A 16,667-nucleotide genomic window follows, 5' to 3' on the forward strand; every position below is an offset into this window, starting at 1 on the left:
CTGCTCCCGTGCGCAATTGCGCACTAGGCAGGGACGACGGAGGTACGGTGGACCGAAACTACTCCGCGGCGCCGGCCGTCTCCGGCACCTCGGCGCCGGCGCCGTACTTCTGGTCGATATAGTCGATCACCAGCGCCTTGAAGTCGGCGGCGATGCCCGGACCGCGCAGGGTGCGGAACTTCTTGCCGTCGACGAACACGGGCGCAGCCGGCGCTTCGCCGGTGCCGGGCAGCGAGATGCCGATATTGGCATGCTTGGATTCGCCGGGGCCGTTGACGATGCAGCCCATGACAGCAACGTTGAGCTCTTCGACGCCCGGGTACTTGGTCTTCCAGGCCGGCATCTCGTCGCGGATGAAATCCTGGATCGAGCGCGCCAGCTCCTGGAACGTGGTCGAGGTGGTGCGGCCGCAACCCGGGCAAGCCGCAACCAGCGGCACGAAGGTGCGGAAGCCCATGGTCTGCAGCAATTCCTGCGCGACCTGCACCTCCAGCGTACGATCGCCGCCGGGCTCCGGCGTCAGCGAGATGCGGATGGTGTCGCCGATGCCCTGCTGCAACAGGATGCCGAGCGCAGCCGACGACGCCACGATGCCCTTCGAGCCCATGCCGGCCTCGGTGAGGCCGAGATGGATCGCATAATCCGAGCGGCGCACGACTTCCTGATAGACCGCGATCAGGTCCTGCACGGCGGAGACCTTCGCCGACAGGATGATCTTGTTCTTGGGCATGCCGAGCTCTTGAGCGCGGGCCGCCGACAGCAGAGCCGACTGCACCATCGCCTCGCGCGTCACCGCGCGGGCATCGCGCGGATTCGCAGACGCCGTGTTCTCGTCCATCAGCTTGGTGAGCAGCTCCTGGTCGAGCGAGCCCCAATTGGCGCCGATGCGCACCGGCTTGTTGTTCTTGTTCGCGATCTCGATGATGTCGGCGAACTGGGTGTCGCGCTTGTTCTTGAAGCCGACATTGCCGGGATTGATGCGGTACTTGTCGAGCGCCTCGGCGCAGGCCGGATACTCGGCGAGCAGCTTGTGGCCGATGTAATGGAAGTCGCCGATCAGGGGCGTGGTGATGCCGCGCTTGCGCAGGCCGTCACGGATGTGCGGCACGGCGGCTGCGGCTTCCTCGCGGTCGACCGTGATGCGCACCATCTCGGAGCCGGCGCGCGAGAGCGCGGCAACCTGGGCGATGGTGCCATCGATATCGGCGGTGTCGGTGTTGGTCATCGACTGCACGACGATCGGTGCGCCGCCGCCGACGGCGACGTTGCCGACCATGACCTGCGTGGTGTGGTGCCGCGGCGCGGGACCGGCGACGTCGTCTTGCGGCAAAATCTCGGGCTTGTTCATGGCGTCTCGAATATCAGGTTTTGGTGACATTCACCAAGGGGACGATGGGCCGCGCGCGGGGCGGGCCAAACGGTGATGTTTCGAAGTGAATTCAACAGCTTATGGCGCCGATTGAGGCCAAAGGCAAGCCATGCAGCGGCGTCCTGCATGCCCAGCTATATTGGACCGGATTGGGGTGAATCAAAGGGCAAAGTGACAGCTTTTCATGTGATCCGGAGCATCTTAGCATTGCCTTAAGATCATTCCGGGAGGGCGTGACATGGCCGGCCATAGCGAGCTGATCACCACGGCGGAACTTGCCGAGATCCTGACCCGGCCCGAGCTGCGCCTGTTCGACTGCACGACCTATCTGGAGCCGGCCCCCGCCGGCAGCAGCATTCCCTATGTTGTCGTCTCGGGCCGCCAGACGTTCGAGGCCGGGCATATTCCGGGCGCGAATTTCCTCGATTTGCAGGCCGAATTCTCCGATCCCCGTACCGAACTGCGCTTCATGATGCCGCCGACAGCTCAGCTCGAGGCCGCGTTCGGCCGCCACGGCATCTCAGCCGGCAGCCGCGTGGTGCTTTATTCGATCGGGACCGCGATGTGGGCGACGCGGTTCTGGTGGATGCTGCGCTCGCTGGGTTTCGAGGGCGCCGCCGTGCTGGACGGCGGCATCGACAAATGGACCACTGAGGGACGCGACATCGAGACCGGACTTGCCGGCGGCTATCCGCAGGCTGCGTTTCCGGCACGGCCGAAGGACGGCATGTTCGTCGGCAAGCATGACGTGCTCGCCGCGACCACGGAGAGCGACACCGTCATCGTCAACGCGCTCGGCCCGCAATTCTATAGGGGATTGGAGCCGAGCCGTTACGGCAGGCCCGGTCGCATCCCCGGCAGCGTCAGCGTGCCGGCGGCGACATTGATCGATCCCAAGAGCAAGACGTTCGTGCCGCTCGAAGAGGCCGAGGCGACCTTCGCTGCACAAGGCATCACCAAGGACAAGCGCGTCGTCGCCTATTGCGGCGGCGGCATCTCCGCAACCATCGACCTGTTCCAGCTGCACCGGCTCGGCTTCGACAATCTCACGCTCTATGACGGCTCGATGGGCGAATGGGCGAAGGATGCGGAGCTGCCGATCGAGACGGGGTAGCGGGCGGCGCACCTCTCTCTCCACGTCGTCCTGGCGAAAGCCAGGACCCAAAACCACCGCATTTGGTGATGAACGGGATTGTAGCCCCAGCGGCGCGCAACAAGTGAGATTTGGGGTAATGGGTCCTGGCTTTCGCCAGGACGACACCGAATGTGTGGGGCTGCCAGAGTGAGCGCGTTCAAGCCGGCTTCTTGACGATCTCAAATCCTCGAGCCGCCAATTCCTTCAAGATGCTCCTTGCCAAATGGGAGCACTCATCCGGCTTGATCCAGCATGCACTCCGCCAGTCCGGATCATCCTCTTTGGAATATGCGGTGAACGCGGACCGGATTCCGGCTTCGATTGCATCGGTGGCATCGATTGGCATCAGCACGCCTCCACGGCATCCCTCGCATGGGAGGGTTCACGGAATATCGGTGCCAGTGTTGATGTAAGTCAATACCGGAGCAAGAAGCTTCATCTTGCGACGGTCGACACCGGTGATGCGATCGCGCTGCGGCGCCGCCGCAGCAACCCTTACGCCGGAACGTTCGGATCCGGCGTCACCTTCGGGTCGGGCTTGTTGACGAGATAGAGGCCTGCGATCACGAACAGCGCGGCGACGCCGAACACCGCCGTCAGCGTGTCGTGCATGATGAAATAGGCCGCGACCACGCCGAACAGCGGCGTGACGAAGGTGAAGGCCGACAGCTTGCTCGCCGAATAGGTCTTCACCATCGCAAACCAGATCACGAAGGTGCAACCGACCACCCAGACCGCCTGATAGGCGAGCAGCGAGATCGACAGCGCGCTCGGCATGTGCGTGATCTGCTCGCCCGCGATCCAGGAGGCGAAGCCGAGGATCGGGACCGACACCGCGGCCTGATAGCCGAGCGCCTTTTCCGGCGCGGCCTTGCGCAGATTGGTGCCCTTTGCAACCAGCGTCGTTGCAGCCCACAACACGCCGCCGCCGACCACCAGGAGATCGCCGAGCAGTACCTTGGCATCGACATTCGGCTGCGGCACGCCGATCGCGAGCGCAACGCCGGCAAAGCTCAGCGCGAGCCCGCTCCACTGCACGGTCGAGAGACGTTCGCCGAGGAACTGGTGCGAGCCGAGCGCGACGAAGAACGGCGCGGTGTAGAGGAAGACCGAGGCGCGCGAGGCCGAGGTGAAGACGAGCCCGGTGAAGATCAGCACGAACTCGACCCCGAACATCAATCCAGCGACGAGGCCGGGCACGAGCGTGCAGTCGCGTTCGAAGAATTTCACGCCGCGCGCCCAGCCGACGATCAGCATCACCGGCAGCGCGCCGGCGGAGCGGATCATCGCCTGCAACATCGGCGGCACGTCGGGCAGCGCGAGCTTCACCGCAAGCTGGTTGAAGCCCCAGCTCACGCACAGCATCAGCATCACGGCGATGGCGCCGGGCGGCAGCCCGTGGCCGACACTGACGGGCCTGGTGACGCTGGCGGAGATCGCTTGGGTCGGCATGTTTCCTCGCGGGCCGGCCTATCGGCCTGTTGTTAGTATTCGCGTGTCGCTGGGATCGTCATTGCGAGCAGAGCGAAGCAATCCATTTCGCCACTTGCCGAGGCATGGATTGCTTCGTCGCTTCGCTCCTCGCAATGACGGGAGAAGGGTCTCGGACAAGAACAATCATTTCTGGCAATGCGCGCAGGTGCCGGCGATCTCGACCACGGAGAGCTTTGGGATGAACCCCGAGGCCCGCGCCGCGGCGGTCAAGCTTTGCGCCACCGGTGCGGCGGGGATCTCGCCGACCGAGCCGCAATGGTCGCAGATCAAGAACGCCACCATCGAGGTCTCGTCATGGTCGTGGGCGCAGGCGAGGAAGGCGTTGCGGCTCTCGATCCGGTGAACGAGGCCGTTCTCCATCAGGAAGTCAAGGGCGCGATAGACGGTAATCGGTGCCGGTCGCGGCATCGTCTTGGCCAGCTCGTCGATCACCTCATAGGCTCCGAGCGGACGATGGCTCGACAGCAGCGCCTGCAGCACCTGACGGCGGATCGGGGTGAATTTCTGGCCGCGGCGCGCGCAAACCTGCTCGGCATGCGCCATCGCGTCCGCGGCACAGCGGCCGTGATCGTGGTCGGGGGCAGGAAATGTCGGCTTGGCCAGGCTCATTGCCTCGACATGTAGCATTTTCGCGCGCCCGTTCCCATAGCCCGGCCCAAATCCAATTACCGCGCCCAGGCGCTCGCCGCCTTGCAGCCATGCCTGCAATGCGGGGCAGCCTCCCGTTAACCCGGCATGCAGAATTAATAAGCAAGCTTATTATATTCCAAGCTTATGGAGGTTGGATCGATGCGCGGTTCCGTGGACACGGATTTCTTGTTTACGCTGGGCGAAGTGTTCCGGCTGATCCGGGTCTATGCCGACAAGGAGGCCGCACGTTACGGCATCACCCGCGCGCAATGGGCCGTGCTGTCCAAGGTGGAACGTCAGGAAGGGCTGAAGCAGACCGAGCTCGCCGAGTTGCTCGAGGTGCAGCCGATCACGCTGACCCGGCTGATCGACAAACTCTGCGACAATGGCTGGATCGAACGCCGCAGCGACGAGAACGACCGCCGGGTCAACCGTCTTTACCTGAAGAAGGCCGCACGTCCGCTGCTCGGCAAGCTCGCCGGCCTTCGCTCCGAACTCACTGCAACCGCGCTCGAGGGCATCAGCCCCGCTGACGCACATCGCCTGCTCACTCAATTGGAATCGATCAAGGAAAACGTTCGCAATGCCATCCAAAGCCCAGCCGGCGAGCCCTCGCGAAAGGAACAGCGCTATGGCTGAACCCATCCTCAAGCTGGCGCCGGAGCAGAAGAGCAATCCGGGCGAGCCCGCGCCGGCAGGCAAGGCCAGCCGCGCGCCGCGCCGCCGCCTGATGGCAGGCCTGCGGCGCTATCGCCGCACACTGCTGCTCGTCGTGCTGCCGACCGTGGCTGCGATCGGCGGCATCGTGTTCTATCTCAATGGCGGCCGTTATGTCGGCACCGACGACGCCTATGTCGGCGCGCAGAAGGTGCTGATCACGCCGGAAATCTCCGGCAAGATCGACAAGATCGTCGTGAAGGAAGGCCAGCACGTCAGGAAGGGCGACGAGCTGTTCGAGATCGATCCGGTGCCGTTCCGCCTCGCGGTCGACCAGGCCAAAGCAGCGCTCGACCAGACCAGGACCGCCTATGACAATCTGGTCGACAACATCAAGATCAACACCAGGATGCTCGAATTCGCCCAGCAGAGCATCGAATTGAAGAAGCGCGACGTCGATCGCAAGTCGACGCTCGCCAAGCAGAATTTCGGCTCGCAGCTCGACCTCGACAACGCGGCGAACGCGCAAGTGACCGCCGAGAGCCTGGCGCAATACATCAAGCAGCAGATCTCCAAGGACAAGACGCAGCTGCTCGGCGATGTCGAGCTGCCGATCGAGCGGTTCCCGCCCTACGCCCAGGCCAAGGCCAAGCTCGACGACGCCCAGCGCAATCTCGATCACACCGTGCTGCGCGCACCGATGGACGGTGTCGCGACCCAGGTCGACCAGATCCAGCTCGGCCGCTTCGTCACCGCGGGTGCGCCGGTGTTCTCGGTGATCGACGTCGACCATCCCTGGGTCGATGCCAATCCGAAGGAAAGCGACTTCACCTATGTCGCGGTCGGCCAGCCGGTAACGCTCGACGTCGACGCGTTCCCGAACCACGAGTTCAAGGGCAAGGTCGGCTCGCTCTCGCCCGGCACCGGCGCGCAGTTCGCGATCCTGCCGCCGCAGAACGCCACCGGCAACTTCGTCAAGGTGGTGCAGCGCGTACCCGTTCGCATCTACTTCGACGAGAACGACCCGTTCGTGAAGAAGCTGAAGGCCGGCATGAGCGTCTACGCGACGATCGACACCAACCACCGCCGCACGCTGGCCGGCCTGCTCGGGCTGGGCTCAGCCTCCGCGCATCCGGACCACGAGTAGGATGAGCGGTCGACCATCGACCGCAGAGACAATGCGCTCCCTCTCCCGCTTGCGGGGGAGGTGACTTCATCGCCCGAACAGGACTGAACTGAATGAATGCACCGTCACCATCCGCTGTGCCCGGCATGCGCCGGAACATGGTGACGATCTGTGCCATGACCGCGACAATCATGCAGGCGCTCGACACCACGATCGCCAACGTCGCGCTGCCCTATATGCAGGGCTCGCTGTCGGCCTCGCAGGACCAGATCAACTGGGTGCTGACATCCTACATCGTCGCCGCCGCGATCATGACCGCGCCGGTGGGCTGGATCGCCAACCGCTTCGGCCGCAAGCGGATCTTCATCATCTGCTCGGCCGGTTTCACCATCGCCTCGGTGTTCTGCGGCCTCGCGCAGGACATCAACCAGATGGTGTTGTTCCGCCTGTTGCAGGGCGTGTTCGGCGCGGCGCTGGTGCCGCTGTCGCAGGCCGTGATGCTCGACTCCTACGCGCTGCACGAGCGCGCCAAGGCGATGTCGATCTGGGGCATGGGCGTGATGATGGGTCCGATCATGGGACCATCATTGGGGGCCTGGCTGACCGAGACCTATTCCTGGCACTGGGTGTTCTTCGTCAATCTGCCATTCGGGTTCTTCACCGTGCTCGGCCTGATCATCTTCATGGACGAGACCAAGCAGGACCTCAATCTGCGCTTCGACTGGTTCGGCTTCGGCGCGCTCGCGATCGCGATCGGCTCGCTACAGCTCGCGCTCGACCGCGGCGAGCAGCTCGGCTGGCTGGAATCCAACGAGATCATGATCGAATTCATCGTCTCGGCCGTCGGCTTCTACTATTTCTTCGTCCATTCGCTGACCACCAGCCGGCCGTTCATCCAGTTCGCGCTGTTCAAGGACAGGAATTTCCTCGGCGGCTGCGTGTTCATGACCGTGATGGGCCTCGTGCTGTATTCGACCATGGCACTGTCCTCGCCCTATCTGCAAAACGTGGTCGGCTATCCGATCATTACCGCAGGCCTCCTGCTGGCGAGCCGCGGCTTCGGCACCTTCGTCGCGATGATGCTGGTCGGCCGCCTGATGCGCTATATCGAGGCGCGCACGCTGATCATCTCGGGCCTCGGGCTGACCGCGGCGTCGCTGTTCCGGATGACCGGCTGGACCGACATGACGCAGGCGAACGAGATCGTCGTCGTCAGTGTCGTCCAGGGCTTTGGCTTCGGCCTCGTGTTCGTGCCGCTGTCGACGGTGGCGTTCCTGACGCTACCCAACCATCTGCGCACCGACGGCACCTCGATGCTGACGCTGTTCCGCAACGTCGCAAGCTCGATCGGCATCTCGATCGTGATCGCGCAGCTCACTGAGGGCGGGCGGCGGATCTACGCAAAGCTGTCGGAGCAGATCAATCCGTTCAACCACGCGCTGCAAATGCCCGACGTATCCGGCATGATCAACCTCAACACCGATGCCGGCCGCGCGATGGCCGACAGGATGGTGGCGGCGCAGTCGCAGATCATCGCGTTCTCGCATGACTATCAGCTGGTGATGCTGTTCATCCTGGTCTCGATCCCGCTCGCGCTGATGATCGGCTCGACCAAGGCCGCACTTCGCGCCCAGTCGGCGCCGTCGGATCATGCCGCGGTGATGGAGTAGCCTCGTCGTCATTCCGGGGCTCGCGGAGCGAGAGCCCGGAATCCATCAGGCCGCAGGCATTGAGGATGAATGGATTCCGGGCTCGCGCTTCGCACGCCCCGGAATGACGAAATGAAATACCGCCGCTTGCTGCGCGCCATTACCCCCTCCCAAAGCGCAAGACGCTGCCCCCCGCAATCGCGTTGACTTTCCGACATCGCCTCCCAATACTTCGCAAAAAACAAATACCCGTCGCAAATGACGGTTTCAGGGGAGGACGCAATGCCGACTTCACGCAGGACGCTGCTGAAGACTTCAGCGGCTGCCGCCGCTGCTTTCAGCTTCGATTGGACACGCGCGCAGGCGCAGGCCGAAACGGTCCGGATCGGCGTGATCTACGACCTGACCGGTCCGTTCGCCGCCGGCGGCTCGGTCGCCTCCTCGATCGGTACGCAGATCGCGATCGATCTCGTCAACGAGAAGGGCGGCGTCGGCGGCAAATACAAGATTGCGCCGGTCAACGTCGATTCCCAGAGTAAGCCTGATGTCGCGATCAACGAGGCCAATCGCCTGATCGACCAGGAGAAGGTCGACATCCTCAACGGCGTGTTCGCGAGCTCGCACGCGGTGCCGCTCGCCGCCAAGGTCGAGCAGCAGAAGCGGATTCTCTGGATCACGACCGCGGTCTCGACCGCCGTGTTCAAGGACAAGAACCTGCAATACGTGTTCCGTGCGCAGATCCATTCCGATCAATACGGCCAGGCCTTTGGCGGCTTCCTCGGCGAGCACGCCAAGGCCAGGCTCGGCATGGAGCCGAAGGACGTCAAGGTCGCGCTGATCCACGAGGACGGCCCCTACGGCGTCGGCGTCGCCGCCGCCGACGAGATGTTCGCGAAGGAAGCCGGGTTGCAGGTCGTGCTCAAGGAAGGCTATTCGGCCTCCGCGCCCGACCTTTCGGTGCTGGTGACCAAGCTGAAGCGCGCCAAGGCCGACATCATCTCGCATGCCGGCTACAACCCCGACATCACGCTGTTCCTGCGCCAGGCGCGCGAGAGCGGGCTGAAGTTCAAGATGCTGTTCGGCGCCGGCGCCGGCTACAGCCAGCTCGACAAGCTGCGGACGACGTTCGGCGCCGACATCGACAATTTCTGCAACATCGACCCGGTGCCGGCGCAGCTGCTCGATCCCGCCAAGCTGGCGCCGGGGGTCGGCGATCTCACCAAGACCATGGTTGCGCGCTTCCGCGAGAAGACCAGCGCGACCGAGGTGCCGCCGCATTGCTCGATGGGCTTCAACCAGACCTGGGTCCTGCTCAACAACGTGCTGCCGGTCGCCAAGGAGAAATATGGCGGCTTCGATCCCGAGGCGATCCGCAAGGCCGCGCTCGACGTCGACATCCCGCCGGGCGGCACCATCCAGGGCTACGGCGTAAAATTCTATCCGCCGGGTACGCCGATGTCCGGCCAGAACGAGCGCTCGACGCCGGTGGTGATGCAGAACGCCGGCGAGCGCATCACCGTGGTGTGGCCGACCAATATTCGTACCCAAGACCCGGTGTTTCCACTGCCGAAGGGATCGGTGTACGGGGCGTAGGGTTGCAGAACTGCGGCGGCAGCGGCGCTGCACCTCTCCCCTTGTGGGAGAGGTCGGATCGCATCGCAAGATGCGATCCGGGTGAGGGGTCTCTCTCCGCGAATTCTTCGAGCGATTGAGCTCGCGGAAGCAACCCCTCATCCGGCGCGCTTTGCGCGCCACCTTCTCCCACAAGGGGAGAAGGGAAGAAGCGCGCTCGGCTACAGCACCACCCGCCGCCCCTCATCCGCCGCCCAGTAGCCGGCGTAGTTCACCTTTGTGGTCTCATACGCAAGCGCGAGGTCGGCGAGCGGTGCGCGCCCCGTCGCCACGCATTCCATGAAATCCTGGATCTCCTGCAGATAACCGCGGGTCCACTCCTCCTCGAGGCAGACATATTGCCAGCCGGTTTTGCGATCGACCTTCTCGGTGATGTAGACGCTCGCGAGCTTCTCCTCCGAGGTCTGGTAGCTCGTCAGATGCGTGTTCGGTGTGATGTTGGCGAACAGCGAGCCGCCGCTCGTGTAGGTCTCGATCAGGTTGCGGACGCCACCCATGATCATGTCGCCGGAGAACACCGTCGCCTTGGTGCCGTCGGAGAAAGTTGCGGTCAGCGTGCCCCAATCCTCGACATCGACCGGATTGGCCTTGATGTAGCCGCGCTCCTCCGGCTTGAGACCGGCGGTGACGTTGCCGACGTCGCAGGTGACGCTCGCGACATTGATGGTCTCACCGCGCGCTTTGGCCTCGACCTGCTTGAGATAGAGCACGGCCGACAGCGGATGGCAGCCCATCCGGATCAGCGAGCCGCCGCCGGTCAACGCCCATTGCGCGGCGTGCGCGGCATGCGAGCCGGAATGGCTCTCCTCGCCCTTCATGAACAGAATCTTGTCGCCCGTCGCGCGGACGATCTCCGCGGTCTTGGTCACCGCCGGCGCATAGATCCAGTCCTCGGCATACATGAAGAGTTTGCCGGTTTTCGCGATCGCGGCGCGGGTCGTCTCCATCTCCTCCATCACGCGCTGGTACATCAGCGCTTTCGGCACATGCCTGCCGATCGGCGCCTTGTCGCCGGGCTGCCCGAAATAGCCGCTGAAGGGCTTCTCGCAGATCACATGCTTGCCGGCCTGCATGGCGTCGACGATCATCGCGGCATGCAGGTTCGGCGGCGTGCAGATGTCAATGACGTCGAGCTCGCGGTCGGCCACCAGCTCGGCAAAGCTGCGATAGGCGTTCGGGATTGCGTGCTTGCGCGCGAACTCGACCACATGATCGCCGCGCGCCGCGACCGCCCTCACCTCGACATCGACGCCATAGACCCGCCGGTAGGCAACCATATGCAGCTCAGACACGAAGCCGCAGCCGGCCAGACCGATCCTGATTTTCGCCATTTACTGCCTCCGCCCTTCAGGGCGCAGAGTAACGTGCGGCCATCACGGCGTCGAACGCATTTGCCATCGCGGCATCTGGCGGCGCCAATCCCGTGAACAGCTTGAATGCATCGGCCGACGCGTTGATCGCGAGGTCGCGTCCGGTCAGCACGTTTGCGCCCCTGGCCTTGGCTGCGGTCAGCAGCGGCGTCCATAGCGGGGTGTAGACGGCGTCGGCGACCCACATCGACGGGTGGAGCGACGCGTCCGGCACCGGTGTCTCGCGGCTCGGCAGCATGCCGACCGGCGTGGCATTGACCAGCCCGGCGGCGGCTTCCACCGCGATCTCGACGCTGGCGGCGTGAACCGCGTGGCGGTCCTGCAACTGACCGGCAAGTTGCGCGGCCTTTGCCGCATCTGCATCGAAGATGCGCAATTCGCCGACGCCGAGGCCGGAGAGCGCGAAGGCGATCGCCTTGCCGACGCCGCCGGCACCGATCAGCGCGATCGGACCGCGCGGCGAAGCGGCAAGCACTGGTTCGATCGCACTTGCAAAACCGGTCGCATCGGTATTGTGCCCGACCAGCCGCGCGCCGTCGACAACGATGGTATTGACGGCGCCGATCGCACGCGCATCCGGCGCGAGGTCATCGATGAGATCGATGACCGCTTCCTTGTAGGGAAAGGTGACGTTGACGCCGGCAAAGCCGAGCCGCCTGACGCCGTCCAGCATTGTGCGCAGGTCGTCGCGCCCGGCGCCCTTAACTTCGATGAGCTGGTAGTGACAATGGACGCCGAGCGCTGTCGCGGCCTGCTCGTGCATCGCAGGCGCCGCTGAATGCGCGATCGGATATCCAATCAGACCGGTCAGGAAACGGTCGCGCATTGTCCCTCATATCGGCAGTGCTCAGCTCATGCGGTCGAGCCGAGCATAGCTGTCTTCCATGCCGTGCTCCATGCCGGTCGCGAGCATCGCGGCGCGCGTCTCCGCATTCGGCAGCGTCATCCGCATGGTCATCAGGGTGCCGCTGCCGTCGGGCGCGAAACGCGTCTCGACATGATTGTCCGGCGTCGGATCGGGCAGATGCATGCGCTCGACATGCACGATGCGGCTGAACGGGTCGAGCTCGACATATTCGCCGGTCAGGTGAAAGCCGCCGCCCTTGCCGTCGGTCCATTCGTAACGGATCTTGCCGCCGGGCCTGAGATCGCTGATGCAGACCGGCATGGTCCAGCCTTCGGGACCGAGCAGCCACTTCTGCAGCAGCTCCGGCTCGGTATGCGCGCGATACACCGCTTCGGGCGGCGCGACGAAGCGCCTGGTGACAACGATGTAGCGGTCGCCTTCGGTCTTCAGCGTCAGCTTGCTCATGGGGATACCCTTCACTTCTCAGGCTTCATGGCGGCCAGCACTCCGTCCAGCCGGTCGTAATTGGTTTCCAGCGCGCGGCGCAGCATGCCGAGCCACTGATCGATCTCGGCGACCGCCGACGGTGCGAGCCGGCACGGCCGCTTGGTGCCCTCGATCCGCCGCACGATCAGGCCGGCACCCTCGAGCACCTTGAGGTGGCGGGAGATCGCGGGCTGGGTCATCTCGAACGGCTCGACCAGCTCCATCACGGTCGCCTCGCCCAAAGCGAGACGCGCCAGGATCGCCCGGCGGGTCGGGTCGGCGAGCGCGGAAAAGGCGGCATCGAGGTTGGCCATGCTTGATCTCATATCCTTTATATAACCTATTTGTTATATAACCAGCCACGCATGGTCAAGCAAAATCCGCTGCGGCGAAGGCGCGCAGCGGATTTTGGTGGTCCCTCGATGCTGGATTTGCGCGCGGCTTGCAGCGCGCGCCGGCTAGACGTCGAAGAACACCGTCTCGTTGTCGCCTTGCAGATGGACGTCGAACGTGTAGGCGTTGCCCGAGCCAGCCTTCTTCGCGATCAACGTGGCGCGGCGATCGGCCGGCACCAGCGCGAGCACGGAATCTTTGGCGTTGCCGGCTTCGTCGTCGAAATAGATCCGGGTGTAGAGATGCAGCAGCATGCCGCGCGCGAACACCGCGAGCACGATGTGCGGCGCCTGCGGCTTGCCGTCGGCATCAGGCACCACGCCGGGCTTGATGGTGTCGAAGGCGTAGGCGCCGCTCTTGTCGGTGCCGCAGCGGCCAAAACCCTTGAAGCTCGAGTTCGCCAACGCGCGCTGGTCCTGCGGATCGGAGAAGCGGCCCTGGCTGTCTGCCTGCCAGACTTCCAGCATGCAGTCCGGGATTACGGCGCCGTCGCCGTCATAGACATGGCCCTCGACGCGGATGCGCTCGCCCGAGACGTCGGGCGTCAAGAGGTTGTTGGTGAAGGCATCGTTCCATTCATACTCGCCGTTCGGCGTCAGGCCGTACTTGAAATAGGGGCCGACGGTCTGCGACGGCGTGATTCCATCAGGACGCTGGTTCGACACTTACTTGGTCTCCATCGGAGTGGCGTTGCGCCCGCGCAGCACGATATCGAAGCGATAGCACAGCGCCCATTCCGGCTTGGTGTTGTCGAGATCGAACGACGAGATCATCCGCGCCCGCGCCTTCGCGTCGGTCACCGAATTGAAGATCGGATCGAACGGAAACAAGGGATCGCCCGGGAAATACATCTGCGTCACCAGCCGCGAGACGAACGAATGCCCGAACACCGAGAAGTGGATATGTGCGGGCCGCCAGGCGTTGTGATGATTGCCCCAGGGATAGGCGCCGGGCTTGATGGTGATGAACTTGTAGTAGCCGTCGGCATCGGATTGCGTGCGGCCGGCGCCGGTAAAGTTCGGATCGAGCGGCGCCGGATGCTGGTCGACGACGTGGATGTAGCGGCCGCAGGCATTGGCCTGCCACAGCTCGACCAGCGTGTTGGGCACGCCGCGGCCATCCTCGTCGAGCACATGACCATGCACGATGATGCGTTCGCCGAGCGGCTCGCCCTTGGCCTGGATGGTGAGATCGTTGTCGTGCGCGCGCACGGTCTCATGACCATAGACCGGCCCGGTGAGTTCGGAGAGCGTGTGCCGCATCGGGATCAGCGGCTTTTGCGGCGAGCGCTTCACGGTGGAGCGATAGTCCGGCGACAACCGCGCCGGATGGGCCGCAAGCGATTGCAGCGGGTACAACAAGGTCATGGCGAATTCCTCCGCGGCCCACGCGCCCGGCGGGCTCACATCAGATCATTATAGTGCATAACCAAATTGGGGAAGGGCTGTTTTCAACCCTTCCAAGCCATTGACTTAATTGATCTTTTCGATCGCGACCGCAACGCCCTGGCCGACGCCGACACACATAGTTGCCAAGGCAAGCTTCCCGCCCCGCTTCTCCATGCCGTGCACGGCGGTCAGAACCAGCCGCGCGCCGCTCATGCCGAGCGGATGGCCGAGCGCAATCGCGCCGCCATGCGGATTGACGAAATCGGCGTCTTCCTTGACGCCGAGCTGGCGCAGGCAAGCGATGCCCTGCGAGGCGAAGGCCTCGTTGAGCTCGATCAGATCGAAGTCCGACACCTTGATGCCGAGACGCTCGACCAGCTTCCTGGTCGCCGGCACCGGGCCGATGCCCATGATGCGCGGCGGCACCGCGGCCGAGGCGAGGCCGAGGATTTTTGCACGCGGGGTCAGACCGTGCTTCTTCACCGCGGCTTCGGAAGCCAGGATCATCGCGGCGGCGCCGTCATTGACACCCGACGCATTGCCCGCGGTCACCGTGCCCGGATTGCGCACGATCGGCTTCAGTTTTGCCAACCCTTCGAGCGTGGTCTCCGGTCGCGGATGCTCGTCCTTATCAACGATGATCAGGCCGGCCTTGCCGCCGGGCACCTGGATCGGGATGATCTCTTCGGCGAAATAGCCTGATGCGATCGCCGCCCCCGCGCGCTGCTGGGAGCGGATCGCCATCGCGTCCTGATCGGCGCGCGACACCTGGAATTCCTCGGCGACGTTCTCGCCGGTCTCCGGCATCGCATCGACGCCGTACTGCGCCTTCATCAGCGGATTGATGAAGCGCCAGCCGATCGTGGTGTCGTAGATCTCGGACGAGCGCGAGAACGCTTCCGCGGCCTTGCCCATCACGAACGGCGCGCGCGTCATCGATTCGACGCCGCCCGCGATCGCGAAATCGATCTCGCCGGCGCGGATGGCGCGGCCCGCGGCACCGACTGCATCGAGACCGGAGGCGCAGAGCCGGTTCAGGGTCTGGCCGGGAACCGACTCCGGCATACCGGCGAGCAGCAGCGCCATGCGCGCGACGTTGCGGTTGTCTTCGCCGGCCTGGTTGGCGCAGCCGAAATAGACCTCGTCGACCTCGTTCCAATTGATCGTCGGGTGCTTGGCCATCAGCGCCTTGATCGGGGCCGCGGCGAGATCGTCGGCGCGCACCTTGGCGAGCGAACCGCCGAAACGGCCGATCGGGGTCCGGACGGCATCGCAAATGAACACATCACGCATTGAATCTCTCCCTGAATGCCGCGACTTAGGCGCTGGATCGGTGGAACTTGAGGGGAGTTTTAGGAGCGTGCCCGCAGCAGGTCAATTGACGCCGCTGCGCGCCCCGCACGCATTACCGTGAGGGCTGACATAATGGCACCGTGGACAGGGTGGAAAACCCCGCCTTCGCGGATAGGACCGCACGACGAAATTTTGTAGTTTCCCGGCCCTCATGACCATTCAGCAGCCCATCCCCGTTCCGCCCGAGCCCGCTCCTGCCGCCGAGGCGCCGTCGCGCGTCACGCCGATGATGGAACAGTATCTGGAGATCAAGACCGCCCACCCCGGCCTGCTGCTGTTCTACCGGATGGGCGACTTCTACGAGCTGTTCTTCGAGGACGCCGAGATTGCCTCGAAGACGCTCGGCATCGTGCTGACCAAGCGCGGCAAGCACCAGGGCATGGACATCCCGATGTGCGGCGTGCCGGTCGAGCGCTCCGAGGATTATCTGCATCGCCTGATCGGCGCGGGGCACCGCGTCGCGGTGTGCGAGCAGACGGAGAATCCCGCCGAGGCAAAGGCCCGCGGCAACAAGAGCGTGGTCCGCCGCGGCGTGGTGCGGCTGGTGACGCCGGGCACGCTGACCGAAGACACGCTGCTCGACGCCCGCACCAACAATTATTTGATCGCGATCGCACGCGCGCGCGGATCGGCCGGCGCGGATCGTCTTGGTCTTGCCTGGATCGACATCTCGACCTCCGAATTCATGGTGACGGAGTGCGCGACCGCAGAGCTCGCGGCAACGCTGGCGCGCATCAATCCGAACGAAGCGATCGTCACCGACGCGCTCTATAGCGACCACGAGCTGGCGCCGACCTTGCGCGAGCTGCCGTCGGTGACGCCGCTGACCCGCGACGTGTTCGACAGCGCCACCGCCGAGCGGCGGCTGTGCGACTATTTTGCGGTCGCGACCATGGACGGCCTGTCCGCGATGTCGCGGCTGGAGGCGACTGCCGCAGCCGCCGCCGTCACCTATATCGACCGCACTCAAGTGGGCAAACGTCCGCCGCTGTCGCCGCCGGCGCGCGAGGCTGCCGGCACCACGATGGCGATCGATCCGGCGACCCGCGCCAACCTGGAACTGACGCGGACGCTGGCCGGCGAGCGCCGCGGCTCGCTGCTCGACGCGATCGACTGCACCGTCACCGCGGCGGGCTCG

At 64.5% G+C, this 16,667-nt stretch carries 17 protein-coding genes; 6 read left to right on the forward strand and 11 right to left on the reverse strand.

From position 1 onward, the window contains the following. Positions 1-58: 58 nt before the first annotated feature. Positions 59-1,348: a flavodoxin-dependent (E)-4-hydroxy-3-methylbut-2-enyl-diphosphate synthase gene (ispG, locus tag H8A95_RS34800; protein WP_229187249.1), complete on the reverse strand. Its 1,290-nt coding sequence runs from the start codon at positions 1,346-1,348 to the stop codon at positions 59-61. A gap of 259 nt (positions 1,349-1,607) precedes the next feature. Here ispG and H8A95_RS34805 point away from each other — a divergent pair, with 259 nt between their 5' ends. Further along, the gene (locus tag H8A95_RS34805; protein WP_229187250.1) at positions 1,608-2,483 is read left to right on the forward strand and encodes a sulfurtransferase; all 876 of its coding nucleotides are present in this window, start codon (positions 1,608-1,610) and stop codon (positions 2,481-2,483) included. 178 nt (positions 2,484-2,661) lie between these two features. Here the strand turns inward: H8A95_RS34805 and H8A95_RS34810 are convergent, their stop codons facing one another. From H8A95_RS34810 to H8A95_RS34820, 3 genes are all read right to left on the reverse strand, one after another. Continuing rightward, positions 2,662-2,850: a hypothetical protein gene (locus H8A95_RS34810; protein WP_028343557.1), complete on the reverse strand. Its 189-nt coding sequence runs from the start codon at positions 2,848-2,850 to the stop codon at positions 2,662-2,664. Between the two features lie 149 nt (positions 2,851-2,999). Continuing rightward, entirely contained in the window at positions 3,000-3,956 is a 957-nt protein-coding gene (locus H8A95_RS34815) for a DMT family transporter (RefSeq protein WP_229187251.1), read from the reverse strand. 165 nt (positions 3,957-4,121) lie between these two features. After that, positions 4,122-4,607, reverse strand: a complete 486-nt coding sequence (locus H8A95_RS34820) for a Fur family transcriptional regulator (protein WP_028338147.1) — start codon at positions 4,605-4,607, stop codon at positions 4,122-4,124. A 180-nt stretch (positions 4,608-4,787) separates the two neighbouring features. Between H8A95_RS34820 and H8A95_RS34825 the strand changes: the two genes are divergently transcribed. The 4 genes from H8A95_RS34825 to H8A95_RS34840 all read left to right on the forward strand — a co-directional run bounded on the left by H8A95_RS34825 (position 4,788) and on the right by H8A95_RS34840 (position 9,653). Beyond that, the gene (locus tag H8A95_RS34825) at positions 4,788-5,267 is read left to right on the forward strand and encodes a MarR family winged helix-turn-helix transcriptional regulator (protein WP_163154381.1); all 480 of its coding nucleotides are present in this window, start codon (positions 4,788-4,790) and stop codon (positions 5,265-5,267) included. Beyond that, a complete protein-coding gene (locus H8A95_RS34830) occupies positions 5,260-6,432 on the forward strand; it encodes an HlyD family secretion protein (RefSeq protein WP_229187252.1) in 1,173 nt (390 codons plus the stop codon). The genes H8A95_RS34825 and H8A95_RS34830 overlap by 8 nt, the downstream gene beginning before the upstream one ends. Positions 6,433-6,524: 92 nt before the next feature. Further along, on the forward strand, positions 6,525-8,081 hold the full coding sequence (locus H8A95_RS34835) for an MDR family MFS transporter (protein ID WP_229187253.1): 1,557 nt from the start codon (positions 6,525-6,527) through the stop codon (positions 8,079-8,081). A gap of 261 nt (positions 8,082-8,342) precedes the next feature. After that, positions 8,343-9,653, forward strand: a complete 1,311-nt coding sequence (locus H8A95_RS34840) for an ABC transporter substrate-binding protein (RefSeq protein WP_163154376.1) — start codon at positions 8,343-8,345, stop codon at positions 9,651-9,653. A gap of 200 nt (positions 9,654-9,853) precedes the next feature. Here the strand turns inward: H8A95_RS34840 and H8A95_RS34845 are convergent, their stop codons facing one another. The 7 genes from H8A95_RS34845 to pcaF form a co-directional block, all read right to left on the reverse strand. Continuing rightward, positions 9,854-11,023 (reverse strand): Gfo/Idh/MocA family protein, encoded by a 1,170-nt coding sequence (locus tag H8A95_RS34845; RefSeq protein ID WP_229187254.1) that lies wholly within the window; start codon positions 11,021-11,023, stop codon positions 9,854-9,856. 16 nt (positions 11,024-11,039) lie between these two features. Then, entirely contained in the window at positions 11,040-11,888 is an 849-nt protein-coding gene (locus H8A95_RS34850; RefSeq protein WP_229187255.1) for a shikimate dehydrogenase, read from the reverse strand. 21 nt (positions 11,889-11,909) lie between these two features. Then, a complete protein-coding gene (locus tag H8A95_RS34855; protein WP_229187256.1) occupies positions 11,910-12,374 on the reverse strand; it encodes an SRPBCC domain-containing protein in 465 nt (154 codons plus the stop codon). A gap of 11 nt (positions 12,375-12,385) precedes the next feature. Continuing rightward, a complete protein-coding gene (locus H8A95_RS34860; protein ID WP_229187257.1) occupies positions 12,386-12,709 on the reverse strand; it encodes an ArsR/SmtB family transcription factor in 324 nt (107 codons plus the stop codon). Between the two features lie 144 nt (positions 12,710-12,853). Further along, complete coding sequence (gene pcaG, locus H8A95_RS34865) at positions 12,854-13,453, reverse strand: protocatechuate 3,4-dioxygenase subunit alpha (RefSeq protein ID WP_229187258.1); 600 nt, start codon at positions 13,451-13,453, stop codon at positions 12,854-12,856. After that, on the reverse strand, positions 13,454-14,155 hold the full coding sequence (pcaH, locus tag H8A95_RS34870) for a protocatechuate 3,4-dioxygenase subunit beta (RefSeq protein WP_229187259.1): 702 nt from the start codon (positions 14,153-14,155) through the stop codon (positions 13,454-13,456). A gap of 105 nt (positions 14,156-14,260) precedes the next feature. Continuing rightward, positions 14,261-15,469 carry a 3-oxoadipyl-CoA thiolase gene (gene pcaF / locus H8A95_RS34875; RefSeq protein WP_229187260.1) on the reverse strand — a complete coding sequence of 403 codons (1,209 nt, stop codon included), beginning with the start codon at positions 15,467-15,469 and terminating at the stop codon, positions 14,261-14,263. 211 nt (positions 15,470-15,680) lie between these two features. Here pcaF and H8A95_RS34880 point away from each other — a divergent pair. Next, the coding region (locus H8A95_RS34880) for a MutS N-terminal domain-containing protein (RefSeq protein ID WP_476727259.1) at positions 15,681-16,667 on the forward strand (987 nt) is incomplete at its 3' end.

Source organism: Bradyrhizobium oropedii (assembly GCF_020889685.1).
In the GTDB taxonomy this organism is placed as follows: Bacteria; Pseudomonadota; Alphaproteobacteria; order Rhizobiales; family Xanthobacteraceae; genus Bradyrhizobium; species Bradyrhizobium oropedii.

Bases quoted from the DNA above. Each gene is read 5' to 3' on its own strand.
- ispG (WP_229187249.1), bottom strand. From the start codon at position 1,348: ATGAACAAGCCCGAGATTTTGCCGCAAGACGACGTCGCCGGTCCCGCG.
- H8A95_RS34805 (WP_229187250.1), top strand. From the start codon at position 1,608: ATGGCCGGCCATAGCGAGCTGATCACCACGGCGGAACTTGCCGAGATC.
- H8A95_RS34810 (WP_028343557.1), bottom strand. From the start codon at position 2,850: ATGCCAATCGATGCCACCGATGCAATCGAAGCCGGAATCCGGTCCGCG.
- H8A95_RS34815 (WP_229187251.1), bottom strand. From the start codon at position 3,956: ATGCCGACCCAAGCGATCTCCGCCAGCGTCACCAGGCCCGTCAGTGTC.
- H8A95_RS34820 (WP_028338147.1), bottom strand. From the start codon at position 4,607: ATGAGCCTGGCCAAGCCGACATTTCCTGCCCCCGACCACGATCACGGC.
- H8A95_RS34825 (WP_163154381.1), top strand. From the start codon at position 4,788: ATGCGCGGTTCCGTGGACACGGATTTCTTGTTTACGCTGGGCGAAGTG.
- H8A95_RS34830 (WP_229187252.1), top strand. From the start codon at position 5,260: ATGGCTGAACCCATCCTCAAGCTGGCGCCGGAGCAGAAGAGCAATCCG.
- H8A95_RS34835 (WP_229187253.1), top strand. From the start codon at position 6,525: ATGAATGCACCGTCACCATCCGCTGTGCCCGGCATGCGCCGGAACATG.
- H8A95_RS34840 (WP_163154376.1), top strand. From the start codon at position 8,343: ATGCCGACTTCACGCAGGACGCTGCTGAAGACTTCAGCGGCTGCCGCC.
- H8A95_RS34845 (WP_229187254.1), bottom strand. From the start codon at position 11,023: ATGGCGAAAATCAGGATCGGTCTGGCCGGCTGCGGCTTCGTGTCTGAG.
- H8A95_RS34850 (WP_229187255.1), bottom strand. From the start codon at position 11,888: ATGCGCGACCGTTTCCTGACCGGTCTGATTGGATATCCGATCGCGCAT.
- H8A95_RS34855 (WP_229187256.1), bottom strand. From the start codon at position 12,374: ATGAGCAAGCTGACGCTGAAGACCGAAGGCGACCGCTACATCGTTGTC.
- H8A95_RS34860 (WP_229187257.1), bottom strand. From the start codon at position 12,709: ATGGCCAACCTCGATGCCGCCTTTTCCGCGCTCGCCGACCCGACCCGC.
- pcaH (WP_229187259.1), bottom strand. From the start codon at position 14,155: ATGACCTTGTTGTACCCGCTGCAATCGCTTGCGGCCCATCCGGCGCGG.
- pcaF (WP_229187260.1), bottom strand. From the start codon at position 15,469: ATGCGTGATGTGTTCATTTGCGATGCCGTCCGGACCCCGATCGGCCGT.